Below are 27,000 nucleotides of genomic sequence, written 5' to 3'. Positions count from 1 at the left end.
GCGCCCTCGCATCCGGACGCGGGCCGGGTCCGTGCGACACCGGCCAACCGCGCAATCCGAGGCCGCCGCTCGGTCGCGCGGGAGAGGGGCGCCGCCGTTCACGAGTCGCGGGGCGGATGAACCTTGGCCGAGACTTCATGCGTTAGGTCGTCACGATCGCGCCGCACGGTGCGATCGGCGCGATGCCAGGGAATCCGATGCCAGGGATTCCATTTTCCAGGGTTCCGATGACGCACCATCAGTCCGACCGTCCGATCTTCGCCGCCCCGCCGCGCCTCTCGGCCCGCCCCCGGCGGCGGGGCCGGACGCGCGCCGCGGCCCTCCTGGGCGCCGTCCTCCTCCCGGGGGTCGTCTTCCTCCCCCGCACGGTCCTGGCGCAGGGCGCCGCCGCCGCCGCGCCGACGGCGACGCTCACGATGGTGGCGAGCTTCGACCACCAGGTGACAGGGGTCACCGTCTCCAAGGACGGGCGGATCTTCGTGAACTTCCCGCGCTGGACCGAGGACACCGCGGTGTCGGTGGCCGAATTGAAGGACGGCAAGCTGGTGCCGTTCCCGGATGCGGCCTGGAACTCCTGGCGCAACGCCAAGAAGGACGAGATCTCGGCCAAGGATCACTGGGTCTGCGTCCAGAGCGTGGTGGCGAGCCCGAACGGCAACCTCTGGGTCCTCGATCCGGCCGCCCCCGCCATGGCGGCTCTGGTGCCCAGCGGTCCCAAGCTCGTCGAGATCGACCTGAAGACCAACCAGCCCGCGCGCACCATCGCGTTCGACGAGAGCGTGGCGCCGCAGGGCTCCTACCTCAACGACGTGCGCTTCTCCCCCGACGGCAAGACCGCCTACCTCACCGATTCCGGCGCCCGGGGCGCCCTGGTGGTGGTCGACCTCGACAGCGGCCGGGCCCACCGGGTCCTCGACGGCGACCCGTCGACCCAACCCGACACGGGCGTCACCGTGACCTATGACGGCAAGCCCCTGCGCCGGCCGGACGGGCGCGGCGTCGAGTTCGCCGCCGACGGCATCGCCCTCTCCCCCGACGGCAAGACGCTGTACTGGCAGGCGATCAAGGGCAAGACGCTCTACAGCCTGCCCACCGAGACGCTCGCGGGGAGCATCACCACCGCGCTGATGCCGACCGCGCTGGCCGACAAGAGCGTGTCGGGCCGCATCGAGATCGTGGGCGAGAACGGCCCCGCCGACGGCCTGATCATCGCCCGCAAGGACGGCCGGATGTACGTGACCTCGCCGCAGGACGATGCGATCAAGGTGCGCGACCTCTCGGCGAAGGGGAACACCCTGAGCACCGTGGTGCAGGACGCGCGCCTGCGCTGGCCCGACACCTTCGCGGAAGGGCCCGACGGGACGCTCTACGTCACCACCTCGCGCATCCAGGACTCGGCCTTCTACAAGCCCGATGCGCCGGCGGCCCTGCCGACGGAGCTGTGGAGCTTCAAGCCGGGGACCTTGGACGCCACCGGCTCGACCGCCCCCGCGCCGGCCGCGCGCTGACCCGTCCCGCGCCGCCCCGGCCACGGGGCGGCGCGATCATCGCACCCGCAGCCCATCGAGGACCGATGCCGACGATACGACGACGCGCGCTGCTCGGCGGCGCGGGAGCGGCCCTCGCCCTGCGTGCCTGGCCGGCCGCAGCGGCCCCCATCGTCCGGGTCGACGATCCGCGGCTGAGCGAGGTTGTCGATCCCGGCGCGGTGCTGCGCACCCTCTATGCCGGCGGGCGCTGGTGCGAGGGCCTGTGCTACGCCCCGGGCCTCGGCGGCCTGATCGTCAGCGACGTCCGGGCCAACCGGATGATCCGGATCGCCGACGACGGCGGCACCGGCGTGTTTCGCGACCCCTCGAACAACGCCAACGGCAACACGCTCGACGCCGAGGGCCGCCTCGTCACCTGCGAGCATCGCGGGCGGCGGGTGGTGCGGCGGGAGCCGGACGGCCGCCTCACGGTGCTGGCCGACGCCTTCGCGGGCCGGCCGCTGAATTCTCCGAACGACGCCGCCCTGGCCCCGGACGGCGCGATCTGGTTCACCGACCCCGTCTTCGGCATCACCATGCCGGACGAGGGCCTGATGGCGCCGCCGGCGCAAGGGGCCCGGCGGGTCTACCGGATCGACCCGGCCGGCCGGGTCGAGGGCATGACCGACGCCGTCGGCCAGCCCAATGGCATCGCCTTCAGCCCGGACGGGACGCGCCTCTACGTCAGCGACACCAGCGTCGCCCTGAAGAATCCCGAGGGCGCGCGCACCATCCTGGCCTTCCCGGTGGTGGAGGGCCGGAGGCTCGGCGCGCCCGAACCCTTCGCCACCGTGGAGGCCGGCGTGCCGGACGGCCTCGCGGTGGATGCCGACGGCCGGGTCTATGCCGCCTGCTTCGACGGTGTGCGGATCTATGCGCCCGACGGCACGCCCCTCGGACGCATCGCCACCGCGACCGACGCCGCCAACGTGGCCTTCGGCGGCCCGGACGGCCGGCGCCTCTTCATCGGCGCGGGCGCGCACGTCCTCGCCATCGACCTCAAGGTGCGCGGCCCCGCCCGGGGCTGACCCGCCATGTCCCCCATCCTCGCTCGACCGGATCCCGCCATGACGCTCGCTCGCCGTGACCTCCTCGCCGCCGGCTTCGCCGGTGCCGGCATCGCCGGTACGGCAGCCCTCGCCCGACCCGGCGAGGCCGCGGCCGCGCCGTCCTCCGAGGTCGCCACCCACCGGGCGGCGGGCGGGCTCGAACTCGCGTTCACGGCGAACGCCCCCTCGACCCCCACCGGCCTCGCCATCTCGGCCGGCGGCCGGCGCTTCGTGATGATGCCCCGCTTCACCGCGACGGTGCCCTACACCCTGGGCGAGGTGCTGGCGGACGGGGAGGTCCGGCCCTACCCGGACCTGCCGACGAACCAGCCCGACCCGGAGCAGCCGCAGGCGCGCCTGTTCCACGTGCCCAACGGCGTCTTCGACCGCGACGACACCCTGTGGTGCCTCGATGCCGGCCTGCCGAACGGCTCCGGCCCGCCGGTGAAGGGCGGCGCGAAGCTCGTGCAGATCGATCTCGCCGACAACCGCATCCGCCGCGTGGTGCCCCTGGAGGCCGGCATCACCCCGACCTCGTCGCTCAACGACCTGCGGGTGGACATCCGCGACGGGTACGCCTGCGCCTACGTCACCGACCAGGGCCAGGACGGGGAGGGCGCCATCCTGGCCGTCGACCTCGCCAGCGGCCGGGTGGTGCGACGCCTCGCGGGCCACGCCAGCACCCGGTCGCAGAAGGGCCTCCTCAAGATCGTCGAGGACCGCCCGGTGGTGCAGCGGAAGGGGGAGGGGCCGCCGCGCCCGGTCCAGGGCGGCGCCAACGGCATCGCGCTCAGCCCCGACGGCCGGCGCCTCTACTACGCGCCCCTGATCGGGCGCCGCCTCTACGCCGTGGAGACCGCCGCGCTCCTCGATCCCGGGGCCAGCGACGGGGCCGTGGCGGCCGGCGTCACGGATCTCGGCGAGAAGGGCATGACCGGCGGCCTGACCACGGATTCCAAGGACCGGGTCTACCTCGCCCTGCAGGAGTTCAACGCGGTCGGCCGGCGCGACCCCGACGGCACCGTCACGATCATCGCCTCCGATCCGCGCCTGATCTGGGCCGACACGTTCTGGATCACCCCCGACCGCTGGCTCCACATCTCGTCCGCCCAGGTGAACCGACGCCCGGAATACAACGGCGGCAAGGACCTGCAGGCGCCGCCCTACGCCATCCTGCGGATGCGGATCGACGCCGATCCGGCGTGAGGCGCACGAGGCCTCGGCCCGGGGAACGGCCCAACCGTTCCCCGGCCCTACGTCCGGAGGTTGCAACACAACCTTAAGCCCCCCGCCCTACGATCGGTCGTGTAGGCCGCATCGGGGCGAGGCATGCCGCAGCGAAGAACGACGATCGACGCCATTCGCGGTCTGTGCCTGATCAACATCTTCGTGAACCACATCCAGGACGGCGCCGTCTCGGCCGTGTCGCCCTCCCGGCTCGGCTTCTCCGACAGCGCCGACATCTTCGTCCTGCTCAGCGGCATCTCCATCGCCCTCGCGGGGAGCCAGGCCTCGCGGCGCCGCCTGCCGGACATCGTCGCCCATCTGTGGCGGCGGGCGGCCCGGATCTACGCCTTCGAACTGGTCATCGTCTTCGCGACGCTCGGTCTCCTGGCGGCCATCCTCGCCCTTCGAGGCGTGACGGGCGTGCACGCGCAGGACACCGCCCTGCTGCGGGACCACGGCTTCCCGAACCTGCTGAGCCATGCCCTGACCCTCCGCCAGACGGTGGGATACTCGTCCGTCCTGCGCCTGTACGTGGCCCTGATGCTGATCGCCCCGATCCTGCTGCGCCTCGCCGGGTGGCGGTTCTGGGCGCCCCTGCCGCCGGCACTGCTGCTCTGGATCGCGGCCGGCCACTTCCATCTGGTGCTGAGCAACAGCCTCTCGGGCGCGCCCTTCGCGCTGACGATCCTGCCCTGGACCCTGATCTTCGCCCTGGGGATCACCATCGGGCAGGGCCTGGTCGACGGCGTCGCCCTGCCGCGTCCCAGGGGGCTGACCGGCCTCGCCCTGGGCTACCTCGTTGGCTACCTCGTCCTGGCGGTGGTCGTGGTTCGTCTCTGGCCGGCGGCCGCGGACTGGGCCGCGACGCGCAACGACGCCTTCTGGCTCGGCGCGAGCAAGACCTACCAGTCGCCCCTGCGGGTCCTGCACGTTCTCGCCCTGGCCTACCTGGTGATGGCCCTGCCGCGCGCCCCGCTCATCCGCCTGCTGCACCAGGTGCCGCGCGACCACCCGCTGACCCGCCTCGGCCGCCGGTCCTTGCCGGTCTTCACCGCCGGCGCGATCGGGGCCGTGCTTGCCAGCGAGGCGCTGGATCTGGCCGCCATTCCCCTGGACGCCGCCTGGCTTCCCCTGCTGCTTCTGGAGGCCGGCATGATCGCGCTGTTCGTCGGCATCGCCCTGCGCATCGCCGGGCGCCCGGACCGGGCGCGGCCCGCCCACCCCGCGCCGCCGGAGGTCCGGGTCGCAGGCCTGCGGGGGACCCCGGCGATCGCCTGACGCCCTATTCCGACCAGCGCAGGGCCGCGGCGGCGGCGAGCGTCCCGATCACGCCCGCGATCAGGCTGAGGGCGCACAGGATGGCCAGCGGCGTGGTGAACGGGACGGTGCCGCCGAGGGCCGATTCACTCGCCGAGACGCCGAAGATCAGCGTCGGGATCATCAGCGGCAGCACCACGACCGCCAGGATGAGGCCGCCCCGGCGGATCGAGGCGGTGAGGGCCGCGCCGACCGCGCCCACGAAGGTCAGGGCCGGGGTGCCCACCAGGAGGGTGAGGGCGGTCGCCGCCATCGCCCGGCCATCGAGGGCGACGAGGAGCCCGAAGAGGGGCGAGGCGAGGGCGAGGGGCAGGCCGGTAGTGAGCCAGTGGGCCAGCACCTTGGCGAGCACCACGCCCTCCAGGGGGGCCGGCGAGCCGGTCATCAGGTCGAGGGAGCCGTCCTCCTCGTCGGCCTGGAACAGGCGGTCGAGGCCGATCAGGGTCGAGAGCACGGCGGCGAGCCAGAGGATCGCCGGGCCGATCCGCGACAGCAGGTTCAGGTCCGGGCCGAGGGCGAACGGCACCAGGGCGACGATCATCAGGAAGAACACGAGGGAGAGCGCCCCCGAGCCGCCGACGCGGGCGGCGAGGGCGAGGTCGCGGGCGACGAGGGCCCTCAGGGCGCGCATCACCACCAGACCTCGTCGGCCGCGACCGTCGTCCGGGCCAGCGTCGGTGGGGCGGGTGCGGGCGCCTCGATCCGCAGTTCCTGGGCGTCGGCGAGGCCGAGGGCCTGGTGCGTCGCCGCGATGACGAGGCCGCCCGTCGCCCGGTGCCGCGCCATCATCCCGGCCAGGACCGCCTGCGAGGCGGCATCGAGGGCGGCCGTCGGCTCGTCGAGGAGCCAGAGCGGGCGCCGGCAGACCAGGAGGCGGGCCAGCGCCACCCGCCGGCGCTGGCCGGCGGAGAGATAGGCCACGGGAAGCCGCAGGGCGTGGCCGAGGCCGAGTTCCTCCAGGGCCGCCCGCGGGGTCGCGGTCGGCGCGCCGAGGAGGTCGCGGGCGAAGGCGAGGTTCTCTTCCGCCGTCAGCGGGCTCTTCAGCCCGTCGCGGTGGCCGACCACGTGCAGGCACTCGGACAGGGTCGCCTCGCCGACCTCGCTCGCCGCGACGGTCCCGGCCTCGGGCTTGAGCCGGCCGGCCAGCACCGCGAGCAGCGTCGACTTGCCGGCCCCGTTCCGCCCGGTGACCATCAGCGCCTCCCCCGGCCCGAGGGCGAAGGACAGGTTCGCGAAGATGCGGCGGCCGGAGCGGCGGACGGCGAGGTGTTGGGCGGTCAGCCGCACGGGGGGTCCTGAATCATGAGCCTCGTCGCGTCGGCTACCGGTACACGTCGCGGCGGTGCCCGACCTTGATTACCAGGATGCGCAGGGCGTCGTCCTCGATCGCGGCGATCAGGCGAAAGTCACCGATCCGGTATTTCCAGAAGTTGCCGAGCCGAGACCCCTTCAGGGCTTCGCCAATGGCACGCGGATCGTCCAGTGGCGAGACCCTGTCGCGCAGAAACCCGAGGATGCGCTTGGCGACCTCCCGATCGAGCCGGGCGAGTTCGCGTTCCGCGGAACGCTCGAATTCAATCCGCCACGCCATAGCGCGACAGTAGGTCGTCCAAGGGAACGGTGTCGCTCTCGCCACTGCGAACGGCCGCGAGGCGCCGCTCGGCGTCATCGAGATCCTCCAGGTTCTCGAGATGCTCGAGGATGGCGTCGCGGGCGTGGTCGGCCTTGCTCCGGCCGGTGCGCCGGGCCAGCGCCTCCAGGCGGTCTTCGATCTCGGGCGGCAGACGCAGGGCGAGCATCGGGATCTCCATCGTGCTTGGGGAGCCTAGCGCGCCGCCCCCCGCTGGCGAAGGTGCGACCGAACAGATTTCACGCGCTGTCAGGCGCCCGGTAGCGGCCAGTTTCGAAGTGTTCTATAACGCGCGCAGGCTGCGCCGCGCGAGTTTCAGGGCGTCCAAATCGCCCTTCGCGCAACATCCTATCCGGGCACCCCCGGGGCGGCGCGCGCTTCATAGCGCTCCCAGCCGAACACGTGTTTTCGTGGCGCAGGTTATGCCTGCGCGTGTTCGACCAACCGCTCGCGAGGAAACAGAACGCCGTGGCATCGCTCGACAGCTTCCAGTCCCGCCAGACCCTGACGGTCGGCGACAAGGCCTACACCTATTACTCGATCCCGCACGCCGAGAAGGCCGGCCTCGCCGACGCCACCGCGCTGCCCTTCTCCATGAAGGTGCTGCTCGAGAACCTGCTGCGCTTCGAGGACGACCGCTCGGTCAAGAAGGACGACATCTCCGCCACCGTCGCCTGGCTCGGCAACAAGGGCAAGACCGAGACCGAGATCGCCTTCCGGCCGTCGCGCGTGCTGATGCAGGACTTCACCGGCGTGCCCGCGGTGGTCGACCTCGCGGCGATGCGCGACGCCATGGTGGCCCTGGGCGGCGACCCGCAGAAGATCAACCCGCTGGTGCCGGTCGACCTCGTGATCGACCACTCGGTGATCGTCGACGAGTTCGGCACGCCGAAGGCGCTGGCCGACAACGTCGCGCTCGAATACTCGCGCAACGGCGAGCGCTACACCTTCCTCAAGTGGGGCCAGTCGGCCTTCGACAACTTCTCCGTGGTGCCGCCCGGCACCGGCATCTGCCACCAGGTGAACCTCGAGTTCCTGTCGCAGACCGTGTGGACGAAGCAGGATCCCGATGCTTCGGACGGCACCGAGCTCGCCTATCCGGACAGCCTCGTCGGCACCGATTCGCACACCACCATGGTCAACGGCCTGGCCGTGCTGGGCTGGGGCGTCGGCGGCATCGAAGCCGAGGCCGCGATGCTCGGCCAGCCGCTCTCCATGCTGATCCCCGAGGTCGTCGGCTTCAAGCTGTCGGGCAAGCTGCCCGAGGGCACCACGGCCACCGACCTCGTGCTCACCGTCACGCAGATGCTGCGCAAGAAGGGCGTGGTGGGCAAGTTCGTGGAGTTCTACGGCCCCGGCCTCGACGACATGGCGGTGGCCGACCGCGCCACGATCTCCAACATGGCCCCCGAATACGGCGCCACCTGCGGGTTCTTCCCGATCGATCAGAAGACCATCGACTTCCTCACCGTCACCGGCCGCGCCGACGACCGAATCGCGCTCGTCGAGGCCTACGCCAAGGCGCAGGGCATGTGGCGCGACGCGGCCACGCCGGACCCGGTCTTCACCGACACGCTCGAACTCGACATGGGCGACGTTCGCCCGTCCCTGGCCGGCCCCAAGCGTCCGCAGGACCGGGTGCTCCTCGACGGCGCCAAGCCGGGCTTCGCGCAATCCATGGAGACCGAGTTCAAGAAGGCGGCCGACCTCGCCAGTCGCTACCCGGTGGAGGGCGCCAACTTCGACATCGGTCACGGCGACGTGGTGATCGCCGCCATCACGAGCTGCACCAACACCTCGAATCCGAGCGTGATGATCGGCGCCGGGCTCCTCGCCCGCAACGCGGTCGCCAGGGGCCTGCGCTCGAAGCCCTGGGTGAAGACCTCCCTGGCGCCCGGCTCCCAGGTGGTGGCCGAGTATCTCGAGAGCGCCGGTCTGCAGACGCCCCTCGACGCGCTCGGCTTCAACCTCGTCGGGTTCGGCTGCACCACCTGCATCGGCAACAGCGGACCGCTGCCGGCCGCGATCTCGAAGGCGATCAACGACAACGACGTCGTCGCCGCCGCGGTACTCTCGGGCAACCGCAACTTCGAGGGCCGCGTGAACCCGGATGTCCGGGCGAACTACCTGGCCTCGCCGCCGCTGGTGGTCGCCTACGCGCTGGCCGGCTCGATGCAGATCGACATCACCACCGAGCCCCTGGGCACGGGCTCCGATGGCCAGCCCGTCTACTTGAGGGACATCTGGCCCTCGAGCGCCGAGGTCCAAGAGTTCATCGAGGCCAACATCACCTCGACCCTGTTCAAGTCCCGCTACGCCGACGTGTTCGGCGGCGACGATTACTGGAAGGCCGTCGAGGTCACCGAGGCCGAGACCTTCCAGTGGGATTCGACCTCCACCTACGTGCAGAACCCGCCCTATTTCGAGGGCATGCAGAAGACCCCGGCCCCGGTGGAGGACGTGGTCGACGCCCGCATTCTCGGCCTGTTCCTCGACTCGATCACCACCGACCACATCTCGCCGGCGGGCAACATCCGGGCGAACTCCCCGGCGGGCGCCTACCTGCAGGAACACCAGGTCCGGGTGCAGGACTTCAACCAGTACGGCACCCGGCGCGGCAACCACGAAGTCATGATGCGCGGCACCTTCGCCAACATCCGCATCAAGAACCAGATGGTCCGCGACGAGTCCGGCAACGTGGTCGAGGGCGGCTGGACCCTGTTCCAGCCCTCGGGCGAGCGGATGTTCATCTACGACGCCGCGCAGAAGTACCAGGCGCAAGGGACCCCGCTCGTCGTCTTCGCCGGCAAGGAGTACGGCACCGGCTCCTCGCGCGACTGGGCGGCCAAGGGCACCAAGCTCCTGGGCATCCGCGCCGTGGTGGCCGAGAGCTTCGAGCGCATCCACCGCTCGAACCTCGTGGGCATGGGCATCGTGCCCCTGGTCTTCCAGGGCGACACGTCCTGGGCCTCCCTGGGCCTCAAGGGCGACGAGACGGTCTCGATCCGGGGCCTGTCCGGCGATCTGAAGCCGCGCCAGACCATGATCGCCGAGATCACCTCCGCGGACGGCACGAAGCGGGAGGTGCCCCTGACCTGCCGCATCGATACCCTCGACGAGCTCGAGTACTTCCGCAACGGCGGCATCCTGCCCTACGTGTTGCGCTCGCTGGCCGCGTAAGACTTCGCCGCCTCCGCGAACCGCGATCCCGAGGCCTCGCCCGAAAGGGCGGGGCCTTTTTCATGCCCAGAAGCCTTGTAAAACTTCTCTCAGGTTAACAAATTACAAATAATCAAACCTAGAGTTTGATTATTTGGCGGAGGCCGGTCGCGGCCGCCGTGAACCGAGGAGCGAAGCGATGTCGGCAATGTCCTACCCCTGCTACAAGATGAAGAAGGATGCGAAGGGACAGTGGTACTGGGTCTACTACGCCAAGAACGGCGAGGAGATCTCCAGGAGCAGCGAGAGCTACGCGGCGAAGGCGGATTGCCTGCACGGCCTGAAGCTCAACAAGGCCTCGGGCAACGATCCGATCTACGAGGTCTGAGACGACGCGCCGGAGCGCAGTCAGGGCACGCCGCCGCGGTCGGGATCGGCGTGCCCGCCGCATCCCGCTTGACGCCACGGCGCGCCCGGTCGAAACCGCGACGCATGACGATGCGTCCCATCCTCCTGACCAACGCCACATTGTGCGATCCGGCCACGGGCCGGCAGGCGCCCGGGCATGTCCTCGTGCGCGACGGCCTGATCCAGGATGTCGGCTGGGGGCCAGTCGCCGGGGTGCCGGACGACACCGAGACGGTCGATTGCGGTGGCCACGTCCTCAGCCCCGGCCTCATCGACCTGCGCGCCTTCGTGGGCGAGCCCGGCGCCGAGCACCGCGAGACCTTGGCCAGCGCCAGCGCGGCGGCCGCCGCCGGCGGCGTCACCACCCTGGTCTGCATGCCGGACACCAACCCGGTCATCGACGGGCCGGCCATCGTCGACTTCGTGCTGCGCCGTGCCCGCGACACGGCCAGCGTCCACGTCCTGCCGGCCGCGGCCATCACCAAGGGCCTCGCCGGCCAGGAGATGACCGAGTTCGGCCTCCTGCAGGAGGCCGGGGCCGTGGCCTTCACCGACGGCCTCAAGGCGGTGGCGAACGCTCAGGTCATGCGGCGCGCGCTGACCTATGCCCGCGACTTCGGCGCCCTGCTGATGCAGCACGTGGAGGAGCCGGACCTCGTCGGCGACGGCGTGATGAACGAGGGCGAGATGGCCTCCCGCCTCGGGCTCCTCGGCATCCCGCGCGAGGCTGAGACGGTGATGCTGGAGCGCGACATCCGCCTCGTGCGCCTCACCGGCGCCCGCTACCACGCGGCGATGATCTCCTGCGCGGATTCGATTGAGATCGTGCGCCGGGCCAAGGCGGACGGGCTGCCGGTCACCTGCGGCGCCTCGGTGAACAACCTCGTCCTCAACGAGGGCGACATCGGCCATTACCGCACCTTCTGCCGACTCTCGCCGCCGCTGCGCCACGAGACGGACCGGCTCGCCCTGGTGGCGGGCCTCAACGACGGCGTGATCGACGTCGTTGTCTCCGACCACAACCCGCAGGACGTCGAGACCAAGCGCCTGCCCTTCGCCGAAGCGGCCGACGGGGCGCTGGGCATCGAGACCCTGCTGGGCGCGGCCCTGCGGCTGGTCCATACCGGCGACGTTGCCCTGCCGCGCCTGCTGGCGGCCCTGACGGCGAACCCGGCGGCCCTTCTCGGGCGCGCCGCCGGCCGCCTCGCGACCGGGGCGCCGGCCGACCTGGTGCTGATCGATCCGGACCTGCCCTACGTCCTCGACAAGCGCACCTTGAAGTCCCGCTCCAAGAACTCGCCCTTCGACGAGGCGCGCCTCCAGGGAGCCGCCGTGCTGACGATGGTGGCGGGCCGCATCGTCTTCCGGGCCCCCGCCGAGACCGAGGCCGCCGCGTGATCGCTCTCAACATGCTCCCGTGGCCCGTCCTGCTGGCGGCGCTGGCGGGGGGCTACCTCCTCGGCTCGATCCCGTTCGGGCTGATCCTGACCCGCTATGCCGGGCTCGGCGACGTGCGGGCGATCGGCTCGGGCAACATCGGCGCCACCAACGTCCTGCGCACCGGGCGTAAAGGGCTGGCAGCCGCCACCCTGCTGGGCGATGCGCTGAAGGGCACCCTCGCGGTGCTTCTCGCCGGTCGCTTCGGACTGGAGGCGGCCCTGGTGGCGGGCTTCGGCGCCTTCCTGGGGCACCTGTTCCCGGTCTGGCTCGGGTTCAAGGGCGGCAAGGGCGTCGCGACCTTCCTGGGCGTCCTGCTGGCCCTGAGCCCGCTGGGCCTCCTGGCCTTCGCGGCGATCTGGCTGGGCCTCGCCTTCACGCTGAAATACTCCTCCCTCGCGGCGCTGGCGGCCTCGGCCCTGACGCCCCTCGTCCTGTGGGCCCTGGGACAGCCTGCGGTTGCATGCCTGTTCCTCCTGCTCGCCATCCTGCTATGGTGGAAGCACGCGCCCAACATCCGCCGGCTTATCGACGGGACCGAGGGGCGCATCGGGCAGAAGGGCTGAGGCTCGCCGCCCGCTCCGGGAGGGGAGGGCGATGCAGCTCACCGATGCCCAGCGTCTCGACTGGCTGCGCCTCATCCGCAGCGAGGGGATCGGCCCGCGCAGCTTCCGCACCCTGGTCAACCGCTTCGGCGGCGCCGGGCCGGCCTTGGACGCCCTGCCGAACCTCACCGGCCGCAGCGGCCGGCGCATCACGCCGCCGAGCCGGGAAGAAGCCGAGGTCGAGCTCCGCGCAGCCGGTCGCCTCGGCGCCCGCCTCGTCGCCCTCGGAGAGGCGGATTACCCGAAGCTGCTGCAGGCCGCCGATTCGGCGCCGCCGCTGATCGCGATCCGGGGTGAGGCCGCGATCCTGAACCGCCCGGCTATCGCCCTGGTCGGCTCGCGCAACGCCTCCGCCGCCGGCCTCGCCTTCACCGAGCGCCTCGCGCGCGGGCTCGGCGAGGCCGGGCTCGTCGTGGTCTCGGGGCTGGCGCGGGGCATCGATGCCCGCGCCCACCGGGCCGCCCTGGCGCCAGGTACGGTGGCAGTGCTGGCGGGAGGACAGGACCGGATCTACCCGGCCAACCATGCGGCCCTGGTGGAGGCGATCCTGGAGGCGGGCGGGGCGGTGCTGGCCGAGATGCCGATGGGGTGGGAGCCGCGCGGGCGCGACTTTCCCCGGCGCAACCGCATCATCTCCGGCCTTGCCTACGGCACCGTCGTGGTGGAGGCCGCCCGCCGCTCGGGCTCGCTGATCACGGCCCGCTTCGCCCTGGAGCAGGGCCGGGAGGTCTTCGCCGTGCCGGGCTCTCCCCTGGATCCGCGGGCGGAAGGCACCAACGACCTGATCCGCCAGGGCGCGACCCTGGTCTCCGACGCCGCCCACGTCACCGACGTCATCGCCCCGCTGCTGGCGGGGGGCAGCGCGGCGCGCAGGGTGGAAGCCCTGGCCGTCGACCGGCCGGACCTCGCCGACGCGCCGATCTTCTGGGACGAACTCGACGTGGACGGCATCGTCCTGCCGCTCCCCGCCGAGGATTTCGCGGCGCCGGAGCCCGTGGACGACCGCGCCCGCCTCATCGCCTATCTGAGCCCGACCCCGATCGGAACCGACGAACTGGCGCGCACCGCCGGCCTCAGCGTCCGGGTCGTCCAGACCACCCTGCTCGAGCTGGAGCTCGACGGGCGCATCGAGCGCCACGGCAGCGGGTCGGTGTCCCTGGTGGGCTGAGGGCCGTCACGCGTCGTCTTCGGGCGCCTCCTCGCCCAGGGCGCGGCGCATCTGGTCGAGGCAGCCCTGCAGGATGTAGGCGGCGGCCAGCATGTCGACGACCTCGCCGCGCTTGGCCCGCGAGGCATCCGCCGCGATGAGGGCGCGGGTGACGGCGGCGGTGGAGAGGCGCTCGTCGCAGTAGAGGACGGGCAGGGGCAGCAGCGGCTTCATGTTGCGCACGAAGGAGCGGGTCGACTGGACCCGCGGGCCCTCGCTGCCGTCCATGTTCAGGGGCAGGCCGATGACGAGGCCGCCGACGGCGTGCCGCTCGCACAGGGCCGCCAGATGCTTCACGTCGGGGGTGAACTTCACCCGCCGGATCGTCTCCAGGGGCGAGGCGATCTGGCGCCCGACATCCGAGAGGGCGAGCCCGATCGTCTTGGTGCCGAGGTCGATCCCGATGAGGCGGGGGCCGCCCTGCGACGCCTCCGCGAAGGCCCGCATCTCGGCCTCGTCCATGTCCGTCGCTCTCCCGTGCCGCCGCCCGTCCTGCGCGATCCGCTCCCGGCCGGCAAGGGGATCCTCGCGGATCAGTGCGGGCCGGCCGACCCTTCGGTGCCGTCGCCCACGAAGCTGGCGGGGAGGGGCTCGGCGCCCATGCCGAGGATGCCCCGCACGGCAGCCCCCTGGCTCCGCCGCATCAGGTCGACGAGGTCGGCCCCGCCGAAGCGCACCGATTCGAGGTCGGCGCCCAGGACCCAGATCTCGTACTCGTCGCGCCCCGGCACCACGTCCCAGAACAGGAACTCGCCGGCCTCCGACCGGCCGAAGAAGCCGGCCCGTTCGACGACGCTGGGATCGTCGCCCTCCACCTCGAACCGATGCTCGGGCCGGTCGCCGAGGACGGAGGCGATGCTGTGGGCGATCAGCTCGGACTGGGCGACGAGGTCCGTCTCGGGCGCCTCGCTCGGGACCGCCACGCGAAAGGAGCCGTTGGCGAGCCCGGCTCCGAGGGTCCGGCAGAAGGCGCGGTAGCTCTCGGGCAGGCCGTAGCCGAGCTCCGCCTCCGCCCGGTCGAGGGCCGCCTCGGTCGCCACCGGACCCGGCGCGCAGGGCGAGAACACCGTCTCCCACATGAATCTGATCTCCGGCTCGTCGTTAACCTTGAGAAAACGTTGTCATAGCCTTGCGGGGACCGGATCGGCCAGAGCATCGTTAATGAACCGTTAAGACGCTGGAAGCCGACCGCATGCCCCTGCCGCCCCACGCGACGACACCCGCACCACGCCGGATGCCCCTGCGGCACAAGTTGATGCTGGCCCTGGCCTGCGAGATCCTGCTCGTCGGGTTCCGTCAGGCGGATCGCGGGCCGGCGCGGGCCGGGATCCTCATCGAATCACCGGTACTGCCCCATCACGCGATCGCCTGAGGCGTCCGGGCCGCTCCGCCCGATCCGGCCCTCGCGCGGCCCCGCCGTTGCGAGCGCGGGAAGGCGGGTGCTATAGCCCGACCCGACGCCCCATCGCCCGCGGAACCCCGACGGGCTGCGGATGGGGGCCTGAGGATCTGAAGACAGCATGTCGGTCGACGCAACGACGGTGAGGCGCATCGCGCACCTGGCGCGCATCGCGGTGAGCGAGGACGAGGTCGCCCCCCTGCAGGGCGAACTGAACGCGATCCTGGCCTTCGTCGAGCAACTCGGCGCGGTCGACGTGACGGGGGTCGAGCCCATGACCTCGGTCACCCCCATGGCGATGAAGAAGCGCGCGGACGCGGTCACCGACGGGGCCAAGGCCGACGCCATCGTGGCCAACGCCCCCGAGACCGAGGACCACTACTTCCTCGTGCCGAAGGTCGTCGAGTAGGCGCACGCGCCGCCGACCTCAAAACCCGGCCGCCCCGAAGGACGGTCCGCCCGGCGCCCGAACGGCGACGGCGGCTGTGCCCCGGGACCCACCAGGACGAGCGCCCAGGACTCTCGCAACCCATGACCTCTCTGAACGAACTCACCCTGGCGGAGGCCCGCGACGGGCTCAAGGCCAAGGACTTCTCCGCCACCGACCTGACCCGGGCGCATCTCGACGCCATGGAGAAGGCGCGGGCGCTGAACGCCTACCTCGTCGAGACGCCGGACCGGGCCCTGGCCATGGCGGAGGCGGCCGACACGCGGATCGCCTCCGGTGAGGCCCGTCCGCTGGAGGGCATCCCCCTCGGGATCAAGGACCTGTTCTGTACCGAGGGCGTGGCGACCACCGCCGGCTCGAAGATCCTCGAGGGCTTCACGCCGGCCTACGAATCGGCCGTGACCGCCAATCTCTGGCGCGACGGCGCGGTGATGCTCGGCAAGCTGAACCTCGACGAGTTCGCCATGGGCTCGTCCAACGAGACCTCCGCCTATGGCGACGTGGTCTCGCCCTGGCGCCGGGCCGGATCGGACGCCAAGCTGGTGCCGGGCGGCTCGTCGGGTGGCTCGGCGGCGGCGGTGGCCGCCCATCTCTGCCTGGGCGCCACCGCGACCGATACCGGCGGCTCGATCCGCCAGCCCGCCGCCTTCACCGGCACCGTCGGCATCAAGCCCACCTACGGGCGCTGCTCGCGCTGGGGCACGGTGGCCTACGCCTCCTCCCTCGACCAGGCGGGCCCGATCGCCCGGACGGTGCGCGACTGCGCCATCCTGCTCGGCTCGATGGCCGGCGCGGACGCGCGCGACACCACCTGCGCCGACCTGCCCGTGCCCGACTTCGAGGCGGCGGTGGCCCGCGGCGTGAAGGGCCTGACCATCGGCATCCCGAAGGAATACCGGGTCGCGGGCATGTCGGCCGAGATCCAGGCGCTGTGGGACCGGGGCGCCGCGATGCTGAAGGATGCCGGCGCCACGGTGCGGGAGATCTCGCTCCCGCACACCCCCTACGCCCTGCCGGCCTACTACATCGTCGCCCCGGCCGAGGCCTCCTCGAACCTCGCCCGCTACGACGGCGTGCGCTACGGCCTGCGCGTGCCCGGCAAGGACATCGCCGGGATGTACGAGAACACCCGCGCCGCCGGCTTCGGCCGCGAGGTAAAGCGCCGGATCATGATCGGCACCTACGTGCTCTCGGCCGGCTACTACGATGCCTACTACGTGCGGGCCCAGAAGATCCGCACCCTGATCAAGCGCGACTTCGAGCAGGCCTACGCCGCCGGTGTCGACGCGATCCTGACGCCCGCGACCCCGTCGGCCGCCTTCGGCATCGGCGAGAAGGGCTCGGGCGATCCGGTCGAGATGTACCTGCAGGACGTCTTCACAATCACGGTGAACATGGCGGGCCTGCCCGGCATCTCGGTGCCGGCCGGCCTCGACGCGCAGGGGCTGCCCCTCGGGCTCCAGCTCATTGGCCGGCCCTTCGACGAGGAGACGCTGTTCGCCGCCGCCCAGGTGATCGAGGACGCCACCGGACGGACCAGGCTGCCGGCGGCGTGGTGGGCATGAGGCGCACGCGATGACGGTCCCGGTCTATCCCTTCGACGTCTGGATCTGGGCCGCCTTCGATCCGGTGCTGATCGCCATCGCCCTGGTGATGGGCTGGAAGTCGGACCAGTTCGTCAAGGTTATCCTCGTCTCGCTGATGGCCTTCGCCGTCTCGGTGCTGGTGTCCTGGGGCGTCACCGCGATCGGCATCCCGTGGCCGGCGCCGGTGAGCCACGACGGGCCGACCTTCTTCCCCGTGCGCTGGATCGCCGCCTTCCTGTGGGGCGCCCTCGGTTTCCTGGCGCACCAGCTCTACCGCCTGCGCGCTTGACCGGGCGGGCCGACACTTCCACCTTTCCGGCGCGTACCCGCGCCCCGCAACGCTGAATCCGGGCCATCATGACCGCTGCCGTGAACCCCAAGAAGCTCATCAAGGGCGGCCTGCACGACTGGGAGGTCGTGATCGGCATGGAAATCCACGCCCAGGTCACGAGCCGCTCCAAGCTGTTCTCCGGCGCCTCCACCGAGTTCGGCGGCGAGCCGAACGACCACGTCTCGCTGGTGGACGCGGCGATGCCCGGCATGCTGCCCGTCATCAACGAAGCGTGCGTGGCCCAGGCCGTGCGCACCGGCCTCGGCCTCAAGGCGCAGATCAACCATCGCTCGGTGTTCGACCGGAAGAACTACTTCTACCCGGACCTGCCGCAGGGCTACCAGATCAGCCAGTTTAAGGACCCGATCGTCGGCGAGGGCGAGGTGCTGGTCGATCTGCCCGACGGCGAGTCGATCACCGTCGGCATCGAGCGCCTGCACCTGGAGCAGGATGCCGGCAAGTCCCTGCACGACCAGAACCCGACCCAGAGCTTCGTCGACCTCAACCGCTCCGGCGTCGCCCTGATGGAGATCGTCTCCCGGCCAGACCTGCGCTCGTCGGAGGAGGCGCGCGCCTACGTGACCAAGCTGCGCACCATCCTGCGCTACCTCGGCACCTGCGACGGCGACATGGAGAAGGGCTCGCTTCGCGCCGACGTCAACGTCTCGGTGCGCCGAGTCGGCGACCCGCTCGGCACCCGCTGCGAGATCAAGAACGTCAACTCGATCCGCTTCATCGGCCAGGCCATCGAGACCGAGGCCCGCCGCCAGATCGCGATCATCGAGGATGGCGGCACGATCAGCCAGGAGACCCGCCTGTTCGATCCGGGCAAGGGCGAGACCCGCTCCATGCGCTCGAAGGAAGAGGCGCACGACTATCGCTACTTCCCGGACCCGGACCTGCTGCCGCTGGAATTCGACCAGGCCTATGTCGACGCCCTGGCCGCCGGCCTGCCCGAGTTGCCCGACGCCAAGAAGGCGCGCTTCATCGCGTCCTACGGCCTGTCGCCCTACGATGCGGGCGTGCTCATCGCCGAGCGCGCCTCGGCCGACTACTTCGAGGCGGTGGCCAAGGGCCGCGACGGCAAGGCCGCGGCGAACTGGGTCATCAACGAGCTGTTCGGGCGCCTGAACAAGGAAGGCCACAGCATCGAGACCAGCCCGGTCTCGGCCGACCAGCTCGGCGCCATCGTCGACCTCATCGGCGAGGGCGTGATCTCGGGCAAGATCGCCAAGGACCTGTTCGAGATCGTCTGGTCCGAGGGCGGCGACCCGCGCCAGATCGTCGATGCGCGCGGCCTGAAGCAGGTCACCGACACCGGCGCCATCGAGGCGGCCGTGGACGAGATCATCGCCGGGAACCCCGACAAGGTCGCTCAGGCCCGCGAGAAGCCGACCCTGCTCGGCTGGTTCGTCGGCCAGACCATGAAGGCCACCGGCGGCAAGGCCAATCCGGCAGCGGTGAACGCCCTGCTGAAGGCGAAGCTGGGGATCGAGTAGAAGCGGGCCTGCGTCACGCGCCGCGGACATGCACGGTCGGTGCCGGGTCGGACACGACGTCGTGCGGCCGGGCGAGGAGCTCCCTGGTTAGCTGAGAGAGGCGGCCGCCTTCGGGGGAGCTTCCCCCCGTGGCAGAGGCGAGCGTCGCGGCGGCGCGCGAACTCTTCTACGTCCGCTCATGGGTCGAGCCGCTCGCGCGGGAGCGCGGCGGCGACGCCTTGAGACGAAGATATCGAGATCATTCGGCGCGAAGCACGCCGGCTCATCTAAATAGATCGGCGGCGGAAGCGGCCGAGGTGGGGCCTGGTGCATGTCTGAAGTCGTGCCGTGCTGGCCGCTTCTGCGCCCCGGAGACCGCTTCCGTCCCGTAATTCGCGTGTGCGCTGCTCAACGTCCAGGTCGAATCAGCCCTGGATGATCGCCGCAGCTTCCTGCTGGGGTGGAGTCATTCCCACATCTCCTGCGTCAGGTCGGTCGTGATCGTTATCCGATCAAGGCCTCCTCGTTGCTTGAGCTGTGCTTTGCCGTCGAAGCACCACATCAAGGTGCGACCGGATCGCGAATGCGTCAAGAGCCTATTTGCGTGATTTCGCGACTGTATTCGTTCCCAGAGACTCGACCCTAAAATGTCCTGTCGCCGCAGTCGCTTGGGCGCGACTGCCACCGCACGCCCCGTCGCTACAACCTACGGGGTGGGCACCGCGGCCCCACTGAAGTGGCTCCGCAGGCCCGCGAGCCAGTCCCGCCGATGGGCGCCGGGCGCGCCCACCGAGACGGTGGCGGTCATGCCGGCGACAAGGGTGACGCCGTCCGGCACGACGTCGATGCGGATGCGCACCGGCACCCGCTGGGCGAGGCGGACCCAGGTGTAGACGGGGTCGACGTTCGGCAGGCCCTGGGTGCTCGCGGTGGCGTTGGCGGTGCTGATGCCCAGGGTGATGCTCTCCACGGTGCCGCGGATCAGCAGATCGTAGCCGAGGAGCTCGGCCGAGACCGGATCGCCCACGTGGATCCGGGCCATCTTGGTCTCCTCGAAATAGCCGTCGATCCAGAACGAATCGGTGTCGATGACGGCGATGTTGACCGTGCCGGTGGTGGCGTAGTCGCCGGGGCGCAGCAGGAGGTTCGTCACCCGGCCGCTCACCGGCGAGCGCACCTCGGTGCGCTGGAGATTGATCTTGGCCTGGGACAGCTGCGCCTTGGCCGAGGCCACCGCCGCCTCGGCGATCTTGGCGGTGCCGGCATATTGCTGCTTCTCCTCGATGGAGGTCGAGAGGGTGGTCAGCGCCTCGCGCCGGGCGGCCTGGGTCCGCTTGACCTGGAGGTCCGCCTCCCGGTTGTCGAGTTCGGCCTGGGCCGAGGTCACCGAGACCTGGAAGTCGAACGGATCGATGACGTAGAGGATGTCGCCCTTCTTCACGGTCTGGTTGTCGGCGACGCGCAGCTCCGTGATCTGGCCCGAGACCTGGGGGGCCACGCTGGCGACCTGCACGCGCACCCGCCCATCGCGGGTCCAGGGGGCGGTCACGTAGAACTGCCAGACGAGGGCCGCCGCGACGAAGGCGCAGGCCAGGATGAGACCGGTGATCAGCAGACGCAGCACCCGGCGCCCCCGGCCGGGCGCGCGGGGGCGGGTATCCGGGGCGAAACCGCGGGAGCGGCCGTCGGGCCCTGCGGCGGCGGTCTCGGCGGGCGGGTCTTGAGCCATGGTCACAGGAACACAATCAGGAGAGCGAGGATGCACACGTAGAGGCCAGCCTCCGCCAGGGGCGGGTTGGCCACGTAGCGGGCGATGCGCAGGCGCGAGAAGAGCAGGCGCAGAGCTAGGAGGATCGCCAGCGCGCCGGCGGCGTAGGCCACGAAGGGCGAGAGCAGCACGCCGCCGAGATCGAGGTCGCTGCGCATCAGGCGCCCCGGATGCCGAGGCGGCGCAGGAAGCGGCTCTGACCCTCGGCGACGTGGGCGGCCGTGGCGAGGTCGCTCACCGCCCGGGCGAGGTGCAGGCGCGTGGCCGGATCGGCCGGCCCGCCCGCGGCGAGAAGGGCCGCGGCGGCCTCCCGCATCCGGCCGGCATCGACGCTCGCAAGGGCCGCGCGGGCCCGGCCCGCGACCGCAGCCAGGGCACCGTCCCGGGCGAGGCCGCGCAGCTGCGCCTGGGCGCGCGCGGCCGCCGACTCCATCCGGGCGAGCTCGAAGGCGCGGTCGAGGCTCGCCCGGCGCACGGCCGCGCTGCCCGAACTCCAGCGGGCGAATTGCAGCAGGCGGTCGCTGTTGAGGCTCGTCCGGGTCGTGGCGTCGCCGCCCCGGCCCGCCAAGGCCTCGACCAGGGCGCGCCGGGCCGAATCGAGGGCGAAGGCACGGTGGCGGGCGTTGGAGATGGGCAGGATGATCCGGACGGTGAAGAACAGGATCAGCGCCGCGAAGATCACCAGGAAGGCGTTGGTGAGGAAGCCCTGCGGGTCGTAGCTCTGGGGGTTGGCGGGCGAGAGCAGCACGGGGAAGAACACCAGCAGGATGAACCCGATGCCGAAAGTCGGCGGGTTGAGGCTGAGGAAGCAGGCGGCGAAGACCACCGGCGCCATGGCGATCGCCAGCAGGGGGAAGCCCTGGACGCCGGCGAGCGCGCCGAACAGCACGAGACCGGCGCAGAGGGCGGCCAGCGGCATGCCGATGAGCACGCCCTTGGCGAAGACCCGTGGGTCGGGAGTGATCGCGGAGAGCGAGCAGGTCGCCGCCACCTGGACCAGGGCGAAGGAGGTGGCCGGCCATCCCGTGGCGACGAGGAGGAGGGCCGTGAGGCCGAAGGCGATCACCACCCGCAGGGCGCCCCGCACGGCCTCGGGCACGTCGCGGTGGGTCGGGAGCGGGACGTCGCGCAAGGAGCGCCCCCCATGGGAGAGGACGCGGGAGCCATCGGCCGCGAAGGCGGCCGCCCGAGCGAAATCGAGGGCGCGCTGCAGGGCGAGGATCGCGTCGAGGGGCTGGTCGCCCGCCCGCACGGCCTCCGCGACGAGGTCCGACAGGCGTGCCACCGCCAGGGCCGGGTCGGCCTCCGGCTCCGTCAGCCCGAGGCAGAGGGCGCGCGCCTCCGCGACGGCGGGCGACGGGGCGGGCAGGCGGGCCAGGGCCGCCCGGACATGGCGGGCGGCCGCTGCCATGACGTAGAGCGCCGCGATGGCGCTGCGCGCCCCCGCGGCCCGGTCCGGCCCGTCGTCGCGTTCGCCCGCGATCGCGCTGGCGTCGCCCCGGAGGGCGGCGATCTTGCGGATCAGCGCGGCGGTCCGCTCGGAGCCGGGATCGCCCCGGGTCAGGGTCTCGCGGGCGAAGGCCCGGGTTTCCGCGAGGGCGTCGCCCAGGGCGTCGCGCACCGTCCGCCAGATGCTGGGCGAGCCGAGGGCGTCGTTGATGACGGTGATCGCCACGATGCCGAGGGTGATCGCCGCCACCCGGTCCACGGCCGCGTCGAAGGTGCTCTGCGGCGTGTCGATATGGGCGATGGCGATGATCGCCACGGTGTAGCCCGACAGCATGGCCCCGTAGGCCCGGGTGTCCTGCAGAAAGTGGGCGGTGAAGACGCACAGGCCGAGCCAGGTGGCGAAGGCGACGAGGAGCACCACCCGGTCCTGCGCGAACAAGGCCATCAGGACGATGGCCACGGCCGCCCCTACGAGGGTGCCGAGGAAGCGGTAGAGCGCCTTCGACAGGGCCTGCCCGCGCTTAGGCTGGGCCAAGATCGCCACGCAGACGGCCGCCGAGGAGGCGCTTGACAGCTGCAGCCAGAAGGCCGCGTAGAGGGCCAGGATCATGGCGAGCCAGATCCGCACGGCGAAGGCCCAGGCGGCGGGCTTCGGAACCACGCGCTCGATTGCGGCGAGGATCCGGTCCGGCATGCGGGGCGGGCTGTCGGCGAGGGCGCTCACCCGATGACCCCGCCGGGCATCGCGTCGGCGGCACGCGCCGCGACCCGGGCCTGCCACAGGCAGAGCAGCGGGCTGACGAGGAGTTCGACGGCCAGGGCGGCCAGCATCAGGAACGACGGCAATCCGGTCAGCGCCCAGCCGAGGAGGCGGGCGAGGCCGCCCAGTGCCACCACCAGGGTGAGGAAGCGGAACAGGGTGGTCTTGGTCTCGATGCCGGGCACGCAGGTCCAGAACAGGATGCCGATGCCCATGTGCAGGCCGGAGAGGTAGCGGAAGTGGCTGTCGGCGGAGACGTCGACGAGGCCGCCGCGTCCGATCCCGTTCAGCCCGAACAGCACGCCGTAGAGGCCGGAGGCCACCGGGACCAGGGCCATCACCGCCACCGCGCGCTGCAGCGCCTGCCGTTCCCGCATCGTCGCGTCCGTCCGGAATCCGCCTGTCAGGATCGGCAACCGGGACGGCCAGGCTTACGTTCCTTGGCGGTCCGCGAAAGGGGCCGCCTGGCCCCGCACACGATGTCGGCCGCCCGCGGACGCCCGCGCTCGGCCGGATCCCCTCAGGCCTTCATCTGCTTCAGGCGCTTGACGCACTTGCTGTAGTATTGCGGCCATTTCGGTCCCTGCGCGGCCTTGTCGGCGACCGAGAGGGCGCGCCACTCGGCGCCGCATTTCTTCTGGCGCTCGCGCGCGGCACTCTGGCCGACGCTGAGCTCCTTGGCGGGCTTCGTCGCCGCGGCCTGTGCGAGCGCACCGCCCGCGACGAACGGGCTTGTCAGAAGGAGGGGACTTGCCAGAAGCAGCAAGCCCGCGAACAAAGCACGGGTGTGACGCGAACGGAACGACAGCATGACGACCCCCGGGGACGCTTGGGCGCCGCCGTGTGGCGGGCCGGGTGCATCACAGCCACAACCCCGGGCGAGGGCAAGTGCCATCTGTACGGGTGTCGACGCGATCCACCGCTCGTGTCACGTGTTGTGGCGGTGGCACGGAGTCTGCAACCATCCGCTCGCGTTCCCGATTGTTTCGGCGGGTCGGGCGAGCCTGAACAGGGTCGGAAACATCAGCATGGCACACGCGCCGGGAAAACCCATCGACGTGCACACCTGGAGCACGCCGAATGGCTGGAAGATCCCGATCATGCTGGAGGAGTGCGGACTGCCCTATCGGGTGGTGCCGGTGAATATCGGCCGCGGCGACCAGATGGCGCCCGACTTCCTGAAGATCTCGCCGAACAACAAGATTCCCGCCATCGTCGACCCGGACGGCCCGGGGGGCGAACCCATCACGGTGTTCGAGTCCGGTGCGATCCTGCAATATCTCGGGCGCAAGACCGGCTGCCTCTACCCGGCCGACGAGCGCGCCCGGGTGGCGGTGGACGAGTGGCTGTTCTGGCAGGTCGGCGGCTTCGGGCCCATGCTCGGCCAGGTCCACCATTTCCGCATCTACGCGCAAGAGAAGATCCCCTACGCCATCGACCGGTTTACCGCGGAGGCCCAGCGCCTCTACGGCGTCCTCGACCGGCACCTCGCGGACCGCGATTTCGTGGCGGGCGACTTCTCCATCGCCGACATCGCGATCCTGCCCTGGGCCAAGTACCACGAGAAGCAGAGCATCGAGCTGGCCAGCGTGCCCCACGTGCGGGCCTGGCTCGACCGCGTCATGGCGCGGCCGGCCGTTCAGCGGGGATTCGCGGCAGTCTGAGCGGAGGCGTCACCCGATACGCGTCACGCCGCTGGCGTCACTCGGCCGGCGCCGCGAGCGCCTTCGCGGGGGCGGCCTTGGCGGCCTTCGGCGCGGGCCGGAGCGCGGGCGCCGACTCGGGCGCGGCGGCGGAGGCCTGCTGGTTCACGTCGGGCACCCGGGTCCAGGTCTGCGAGCCGCACAGGACCTTGAGGAGGCAGCCTGAGACCGACAGCTCGGAGCTGCTCTCGCGCTCCAGGCTGACCTGATACATCTTGCCCTCGTCGGCGTTGTAGATCTCGCCGGAGAACTTCGCCTCCTCGGGCTTCAGGTTGTCGAGGAGGGTCAGGCCGAGCACGGGGCGGCCGCGCTTCTTCGGATCGGGATTCTTGATGTCCGTGCGCGGGGTCCCGTCCTCGTTGGTCGCGGTCTTGGCCCAGACCACCTTCCCGCAGATGTTGGCGGCACCCGGGCCGCAGCGGTCGATGCGGACCTTGGCGCGGCCGTCCCCGGTGAGCCAGGTCCCCGAGGGGTCCTGGGCCGGGGCGGCGGAGGCGGGGGCGAGGCCGGTGAGGATGAGGGCGGCGGTGAGGGCGACGCGCATGTCCAGGTCTCCGTGTGGCGTGGCTGCGGCGGGAGGCCGGCGGCCAGAGAGTCGGCAAGGGGATCGGCAAGCGACCCGGCGCGGGGGCAGGGCCGTGTTCGTCTGGCCACAGGAGGCGTCCGCATTCGGGCGAATTTCCGGCGCTGTTGCGCCAAAGCCATGGCAGCGGGAAAACCCGCGGCCGCGCTCAGGTTATCCCCCGCGTTCGCGCCTCGGGTTGAGGGCCGGGGGCCTGGCGGCTATAAGCCCGGCGCCGAAGCCATTTTCGGCTGAGCGATCACAACCGGACGGACCATGGCCACCGAGCGCACCTTCTCCATTCTCAAGCCCGACGCCACGAAGCGGAACCTGACCGGCGCGGTCAACGCCGTGATCGAGAAGGCGGGCCTGCGCATCGTCGGCCAGCGCCGCATCCAGATGAGCCGCGCCCAGGCCGAGACGTTCTACGAGATCCACAAGGCGCGCCCCTTCTTCGGCGAGCTCGTGGAGTTCATGACCTCCGGGCCGGTCGTCGTGCAGGTGCTCGAGGGCGAGAACGCCGTCGCCAAGTACCGCGAAGTGATGGGCGCCACCAACCCGGCCAACGCCGACGCGGGCACCATCCGCAAGACCTTCTCCGAGTCGGTCGGCGAGAACACCGTCCACGGCTCCGACAGCCTCGAGAACGCCAAGGCGGAAATCGCCCAGTTCTTCCAGGATTCCGACATCGTCGGCTGAATCCTTCGGGGTTCGGACACGGTCGACCGAACCGGCGCGCCGAAGCTTCCCGGAAGCTTCGGCGTTTGCCGTCCCAGTGTGGCCCCGGCGCCCTTGCGCGGCGGGGGCCCGGACGTGAAACCGGTTCGTTCCCGAATCGCTTTCACGGACCCATCATTCCATGCGCTCCATCGCCCCGCGCACCGGCCGGCTCCTGCTCGCCGCCGGCCTGCTCTCGCTCGTCGCCGCCTGCAACGCCAACAAGTCCGGCCCGACCGCGTCGCTCGAAGGCTACACTCCCGATCCGGCGCTGAAGACGGCCTCCACCAGCAACCTGACCGGCCGCGTGCGTCACGCCTGCACCGTCACCCAGGCCCGTCTGCAGAACGTCTCCGAGGTCTCCCTCGCCCGCCCCTGCGGCTGCTACGCGAACCAGACGTTGGCAAGCCTCGACAAGAGCGAGCTCGATGGCTACCGCAGCACCGGCTACTTCAACGATTCCGCCCGCGCCAAGGCGCTGAACGCTCTCGACAGCTGCAAGCTGCCGCGTCCGGCGTAAGGCTCCGTCCGTCCCGGACTGCCCCGGGAGGCGACGCGTCGGTGCCGGTTCAGTGCGGCGACGCGCTGTCGGGGGTCGGTGGGTCGCCGCGCTCGCCTGCGGCGGTCCGTGCGGCCCAGAGGAGATCCTCGGCGAGGCTCGGATCGTCCACCGCCCGTGCCAGCACGACGGCGCCCACGAGGGTCGACAACTTGGCGAGCGCGCGCTGGCGGCGGCGCTCCTTCGCACCCTGGGGCGAGAGCTCGGACAGCAGGCCCACGAGGTGTCGGACCCCATGGGTGAAGCGTCCCCGCAGGGGACTCCCCGCCGGCTCGCGGGCGACGTCGTTGGCCAGGGCGGCGAGGGGGCAGCCCATGCCGGGCGACTGGACGTGGCCGACGGACAAGTAGTTGGCGATGAGCATGTCCAGCGCGCCCCGCCGGTCCTCCCCGAGGGCCGCGTCGAACGCCTCGACCGCCAGCGCATCCTTGCTGGCGAACTGGCCGTAGAAGCCGCCATGCGTCAGGCCGGCCGAGGCCATGATGTCGGCCACCCCCACCCCGTGCAGGCCACGTTCCCGGAACAGGGCGGCGGCGACCGCGACGACCCTTTGGCGGTTGAGCTTGGCCTGCTCCTGCGAAACTCTCGGCATCTCCGGCTCTCCCGCTGCCTTCCCGGTCGTATATAGATGCGGGCCGTCATCGATACAGGTCCGCATCGGCCGGCCCGCCG

Annotated in this window: 30 protein-coding genes; 17 read left to right on the top strand and 13 right to left on the bottom strand. The window is 71.3% G+C overall.

All coding sequences use genetic code 11. From position 1 onward, the window contains the following. Positions 1 to 227 precede the first annotated feature (227 nt). The 4 genes from ASF41_RS18265 to opgC all read left to right on the top strand — a co-directional run bounded on the left by ASF41_RS18265 (position 228) and on the right by opgC (position 5,083). Positions 228 to 1,508 (top strand): SMP-30/gluconolactonase/LRE family protein, encoded by a 1,281-nt coding sequence (locus tag ASF41_RS18265; RefSeq protein WP_082504665.1) that lies wholly within the window; start codon positions 228 to 230, stop codon positions 1,506 to 1,508. A gap of 65 nt (positions 1,509 to 1,573) precedes the next feature. Then, a complete protein-coding gene (locus ASF41_RS18260; RefSeq protein WP_244479701.1) occupies positions 1,574 to 2,557 on the top strand; it encodes an SMP-30/gluconolactonase/LRE family protein in 984 nt (327 codons plus the stop codon). Between the two features lie 39 nt (positions 2,558 to 2,596). Then, positions 2,597 to 3,784, top strand: a complete 1,188-nt coding sequence (locus tag ASF41_RS18255; RefSeq protein WP_056495666.1) for an SMP-30/gluconolactonase/LRE family protein — start codon at positions 2,597 to 2,599, stop codon at positions 3,782 to 3,784. Between the two features lie 123 nt (positions 3,785 to 3,907). Further along, positions 3,908 to 5,083: an OpgC domain-containing protein gene (gene opgC / locus ASF41_RS18250; protein WP_056495663.1), complete on the top strand. Its 1,176-nt coding sequence runs from the start codon at positions 3,908 to 3,910 to the stop codon at positions 5,081 to 5,083. Between the two features lie 4 nt (positions 5,084 to 5,087). On the opposite strand, the gene ccmB is transcribed toward opgC, so the two are convergent. The 4 genes from ccmB to ASF41_RS18230 are packed head-to-tail and all read right to left on the bottom strand — an operon-like array spanning position 5,088 to position 6,921. Beyond that, positions 5,088 to 5,753 (bottom strand): heme exporter protein CcmB, encoded by a 666-nt coding sequence (gene ccmB / locus ASF41_RS18245; RefSeq protein ID WP_200941289.1) that lies wholly within the window; start codon positions 5,751 to 5,753, stop codon positions 5,088 to 5,090. Beyond that, positions 5,753 to 6,409 (bottom strand): heme ABC exporter ATP-binding protein CcmA, encoded by a 657-nt coding sequence (gene ccmA / locus ASF41_RS18240; protein WP_056221523.1) that lies wholly within the window; start codon positions 6,407 to 6,409, stop codon positions 5,753 to 5,755. Before ccmA ends, ccmB begins: the two co-directional genes overlap by 1 nt. Positions 6,410 to 6,443: 34 nt before the next feature. Continuing rightward, entirely contained in the window at positions 6,444 to 6,713 is a 270-nt protein-coding gene (locus ASF41_RS18235) for a type II toxin-antitoxin system RelE/ParE family toxin (protein WP_056495660.1), read from the bottom strand. Further along, a complete protein-coding gene (locus tag ASF41_RS18230) occupies positions 6,697 to 6,921 on the bottom strand; it encodes a TraY domain-containing protein (protein ID WP_056495657.1) in 225 nt (74 codons plus the stop codon). The genes ASF41_RS18235 and ASF41_RS18230 overlap by 17 nt, the downstream gene beginning before the upstream one ends. Before the next feature lie 299 nt (positions 6,922 to 7,220). On the opposite strand from ASF41_RS18230, the gene acnA reads away from it, so the two are divergent. The 5 genes from acnA (at position 7,221) to dprA (ending at position 13,529) form a co-directional block, all read left to right on the top strand. After that, a complete protein-coding gene (gene acnA / locus ASF41_RS18225; RefSeq protein WP_056495655.1) occupies positions 7,221 to 9,932 on the top strand; it encodes an aconitate hydratase AcnA in 2,712 nt (903 codons plus the stop codon). A gap of 178 nt (positions 9,933 to 10,110) precedes the next feature. Next, positions 10,111 to 10,299 carry a DUF1508 domain-containing protein gene (locus ASF41_RS18220; protein ID WP_056350174.1) on the top strand — a complete coding sequence of 63 codons (189 nt, stop codon included), beginning with the start codon at positions 10,111 to 10,113 and terminating at the stop codon, positions 10,297 to 10,299. Between the two features lie 110 nt (positions 10,300 to 10,409). Further along, positions 10,410 to 11,717: a dihydroorotase gene (locus ASF41_RS18215; protein ID WP_056496042.1), complete on the top strand. Its 1,308-nt coding sequence runs from the start codon at positions 10,410 to 10,412 to the stop codon at positions 11,715 to 11,717. A gap of 11 nt (positions 11,718 to 11,728) precedes the next feature. After that, positions 11,729 to 12,322 (top strand): glycerol-3-phosphate 1-O-acyltransferase PlsY, encoded by a 594-nt coding sequence (gene plsY / locus ASF41_RS18210; RefSeq protein ID WP_056221792.1) that lies wholly within the window; start codon positions 11,729 to 11,731, stop codon positions 12,320 to 12,322. Positions 12,323 to 12,353: 31 nt separating this feature from the next. After that, a complete protein-coding gene (gene dprA / locus ASF41_RS18205; protein ID WP_056495653.1) occupies positions 12,354 to 13,529 on the top strand; it encodes a DNA-processing protein DprA in 1,176 nt (391 codons plus the stop codon). 6 nt (positions 13,530 to 13,535) lie between these two features. Here the strand turns inward: dprA and ruvX are convergent, their stop codons facing one another. Together ruvX and ASF41_RS18195 are read right to left on the bottom strand one after the other, a co-directional pair. Next, complete coding sequence (gene ruvX, locus ASF41_RS18200; protein ID WP_056350177.1) at positions 13,536 to 14,030, bottom strand: Holliday junction resolvase RuvX; 495 nt, start codon at positions 14,028 to 14,030, stop codon at positions 13,536 to 13,538. 71 nt (positions 14,031 to 14,101) lie between these two features. Beyond that, a complete protein-coding gene (locus ASF41_RS18195; RefSeq protein ID WP_056495649.1) occupies positions 14,102 to 14,647 on the bottom strand; it encodes an SMI1/KNR4 family protein in 546 nt (181 codons plus the stop codon). Between the two features lie 113 nt (positions 14,648 to 14,760). On the opposite strand from ASF41_RS18195, the gene ASF41_RS25160 reads away from it, so the two are divergent. The 5 genes from ASF41_RS25160 (at position 14,761) to gatB (ending at position 18,831) form a co-directional block, all read left to right on the top strand. Next, positions 14,761 to 14,940, top strand: a complete 180-nt coding sequence (locus ASF41_RS25160) for a hypothetical protein (protein ID WP_156653362.1) — start codon at positions 14,761 to 14,763, stop codon at positions 14,938 to 14,940. Between the two features lie 148 nt (positions 14,941 to 15,088). Further along, entirely contained in the window at positions 15,089 to 15,376 is a 288-nt protein-coding gene (gene gatC, locus ASF41_RS18190) for an Asp-tRNA(Asn)/Glu-tRNA(Gln) amidotransferase subunit GatC (RefSeq protein WP_056221539.1), read from the top strand. 122 nt (positions 15,377 to 15,498) lie between these two features. Then, positions 15,499 to 16,980 carry an Asp-tRNA(Asn)/Glu-tRNA(Gln) amidotransferase subunit GatA gene (gene gatA / locus ASF41_RS18185; RefSeq protein ID WP_056380345.1) on the top strand — a complete coding sequence of 494 codons (1,482 nt, stop codon included), beginning with the start codon at positions 15,499 to 15,501 and terminating at the stop codon, positions 16,978 to 16,980. 10 nt (positions 16,981 to 16,990) lie between these two features. Next, positions 16,991 to 17,290, top strand: a complete 300-nt coding sequence (locus ASF41_RS18180; RefSeq protein WP_056221545.1) for a hypothetical protein — start codon at positions 16,991 to 16,993, stop codon at positions 17,288 to 17,290. Between the two features lie 68 nt (positions 17,291 to 17,358). Next, positions 17,359 to 18,831 carry an Asp-tRNA(Asn)/Glu-tRNA(Gln) amidotransferase subunit GatB gene (gatB, locus tag ASF41_RS18175; RefSeq protein WP_056495646.1) on the top strand — a complete coding sequence of 491 codons (1,473 nt, stop codon included), beginning with the start codon at positions 17,359 to 17,361 and terminating at the stop codon, positions 18,829 to 18,831. A gap of 685 nt (positions 18,832 to 19,516) precedes the next feature. Here gatB and ASF41_RS18170 read toward each other — a convergent pair. The 5 genes from ASF41_RS18170 to ASF41_RS18150 form a co-directional block, all read right to left on the bottom strand. After that, positions 19,517 to 20,539, bottom strand: coding sequence for an efflux RND transporter periplasmic adaptor subunit (locus tag ASF41_RS18170; RefSeq protein WP_056495644.1), 1,023 nt, complete (start codon positions 20,537 to 20,539; stop codon positions 19,517 to 19,519). Positions 20,540 to 20,541: 2 nt separating this feature from the next. Next, on the bottom strand, positions 20,542 to 20,736 hold the full coding sequence (locus ASF41_RS18165; protein ID WP_056495641.1) for a DUF1656 domain-containing protein: 195 nt from the start codon (positions 20,734 to 20,736) through the stop codon (positions 20,542 to 20,544). Further along, positions 20,736 to 22,721: an FUSC family protein gene (locus tag ASF41_RS18160; RefSeq protein ID WP_056496039.1), complete on the bottom strand. Its 1,986-nt coding sequence runs from the start codon at positions 22,719 to 22,721 to the stop codon at positions 20,736 to 20,738. The genes ASF41_RS18165 and ASF41_RS18160 overlap by 1 nt, the downstream gene beginning before the upstream one ends. A gap of 26 nt (positions 22,722 to 22,747) precedes the next feature. Further along, positions 22,748 to 23,164 carry a DUF4345 domain-containing protein gene (locus ASF41_RS18155; RefSeq protein ID WP_056350275.1) on the bottom strand — a complete coding sequence of 139 codons (417 nt, stop codon included), beginning with the start codon at positions 23,162 to 23,164 and terminating at the stop codon, positions 22,748 to 22,750. Positions 23,165 to 23,307: 143 nt separating this feature from the next. Further along, positions 23,308 to 23,598, bottom strand: a complete 291-nt coding sequence (locus ASF41_RS18150) for a hypothetical protein (protein ID WP_407067301.1) — start codon at positions 23,596 to 23,598, stop codon at positions 23,308 to 23,310. A 217-nt stretch (positions 23,599 to 23,815) separates the two neighbouring features. On the opposite strand from ASF41_RS18150, the gene ASF41_RS18145 reads away from it, so the two are divergent. Further along, positions 23,816 to 24,451 carry a glutathione S-transferase family protein gene (locus ASF41_RS18145; RefSeq protein ID WP_056495638.1) on the top strand — a complete coding sequence of 212 codons (636 nt, stop codon included), beginning with the start codon at positions 23,816 to 23,818 and terminating at the stop codon, positions 24,449 to 24,451. Positions 24,452 to 24,488: 37 nt separating this feature from the next. Here ASF41_RS18145 and ASF41_RS18140 read toward each other — a convergent pair whose 3' ends face one another. Continuing rightward, entirely contained in the window at positions 24,489 to 25,034 is a 546-nt protein-coding gene (locus ASF41_RS18140; protein WP_056495627.1) for a DUF2147 domain-containing protein, read from the bottom strand. A 294-nt stretch (positions 25,035 to 25,328) separates the two neighbouring features. Here ASF41_RS18140 and ndk point away from each other — a divergent pair, with 294 nt between their 5' ends. Then, entirely contained in the window at positions 25,329 to 25,751 is a 423-nt protein-coding gene (gene ndk, locus ASF41_RS18135) for a nucleoside-diphosphate kinase (RefSeq protein WP_056495623.1), read from the top strand. 160 nt (positions 25,752 to 25,911) lie between these two features. Beyond that, complete coding sequence (locus tag ASF41_RS18130) at positions 25,912 to 26,289, top strand: hypothetical protein (RefSeq protein WP_056221571.1); 378 nt, start codon at positions 25,912 to 25,914, stop codon at positions 26,287 to 26,289. A 49-nt stretch (positions 26,290 to 26,338) separates the two neighbouring features. Here the strand turns inward: ASF41_RS18130 and ASF41_RS18125 are convergent, their stop codons facing one another. Then, the gene (locus ASF41_RS18125) at positions 26,339 to 26,920 is read right to left on the bottom strand and encodes a TetR/AcrR family transcriptional regulator (protein ID WP_056495620.1); all 582 of its coding nucleotides are present in this window, start codon (positions 26,918 to 26,920) and stop codon (positions 26,339 to 26,341) included. Between the last annotated feature and the right edge of the window lie 80 nt (positions 26,921 to 27,000).

This window comes from Methylobacterium sp. Leaf111, from assembly GCF_001423285.1.
Lineage (GTDB): Bacteria > Pseudomonadota > Alphaproteobacteria > Rhizobiales > Beijerinckiaceae > Methylobacterium.
The sequence above is the reverse complement of the archived record's forward strand: the minus strand, read 5'-3'. Positions and strand labels throughout refer to the sequence as shown.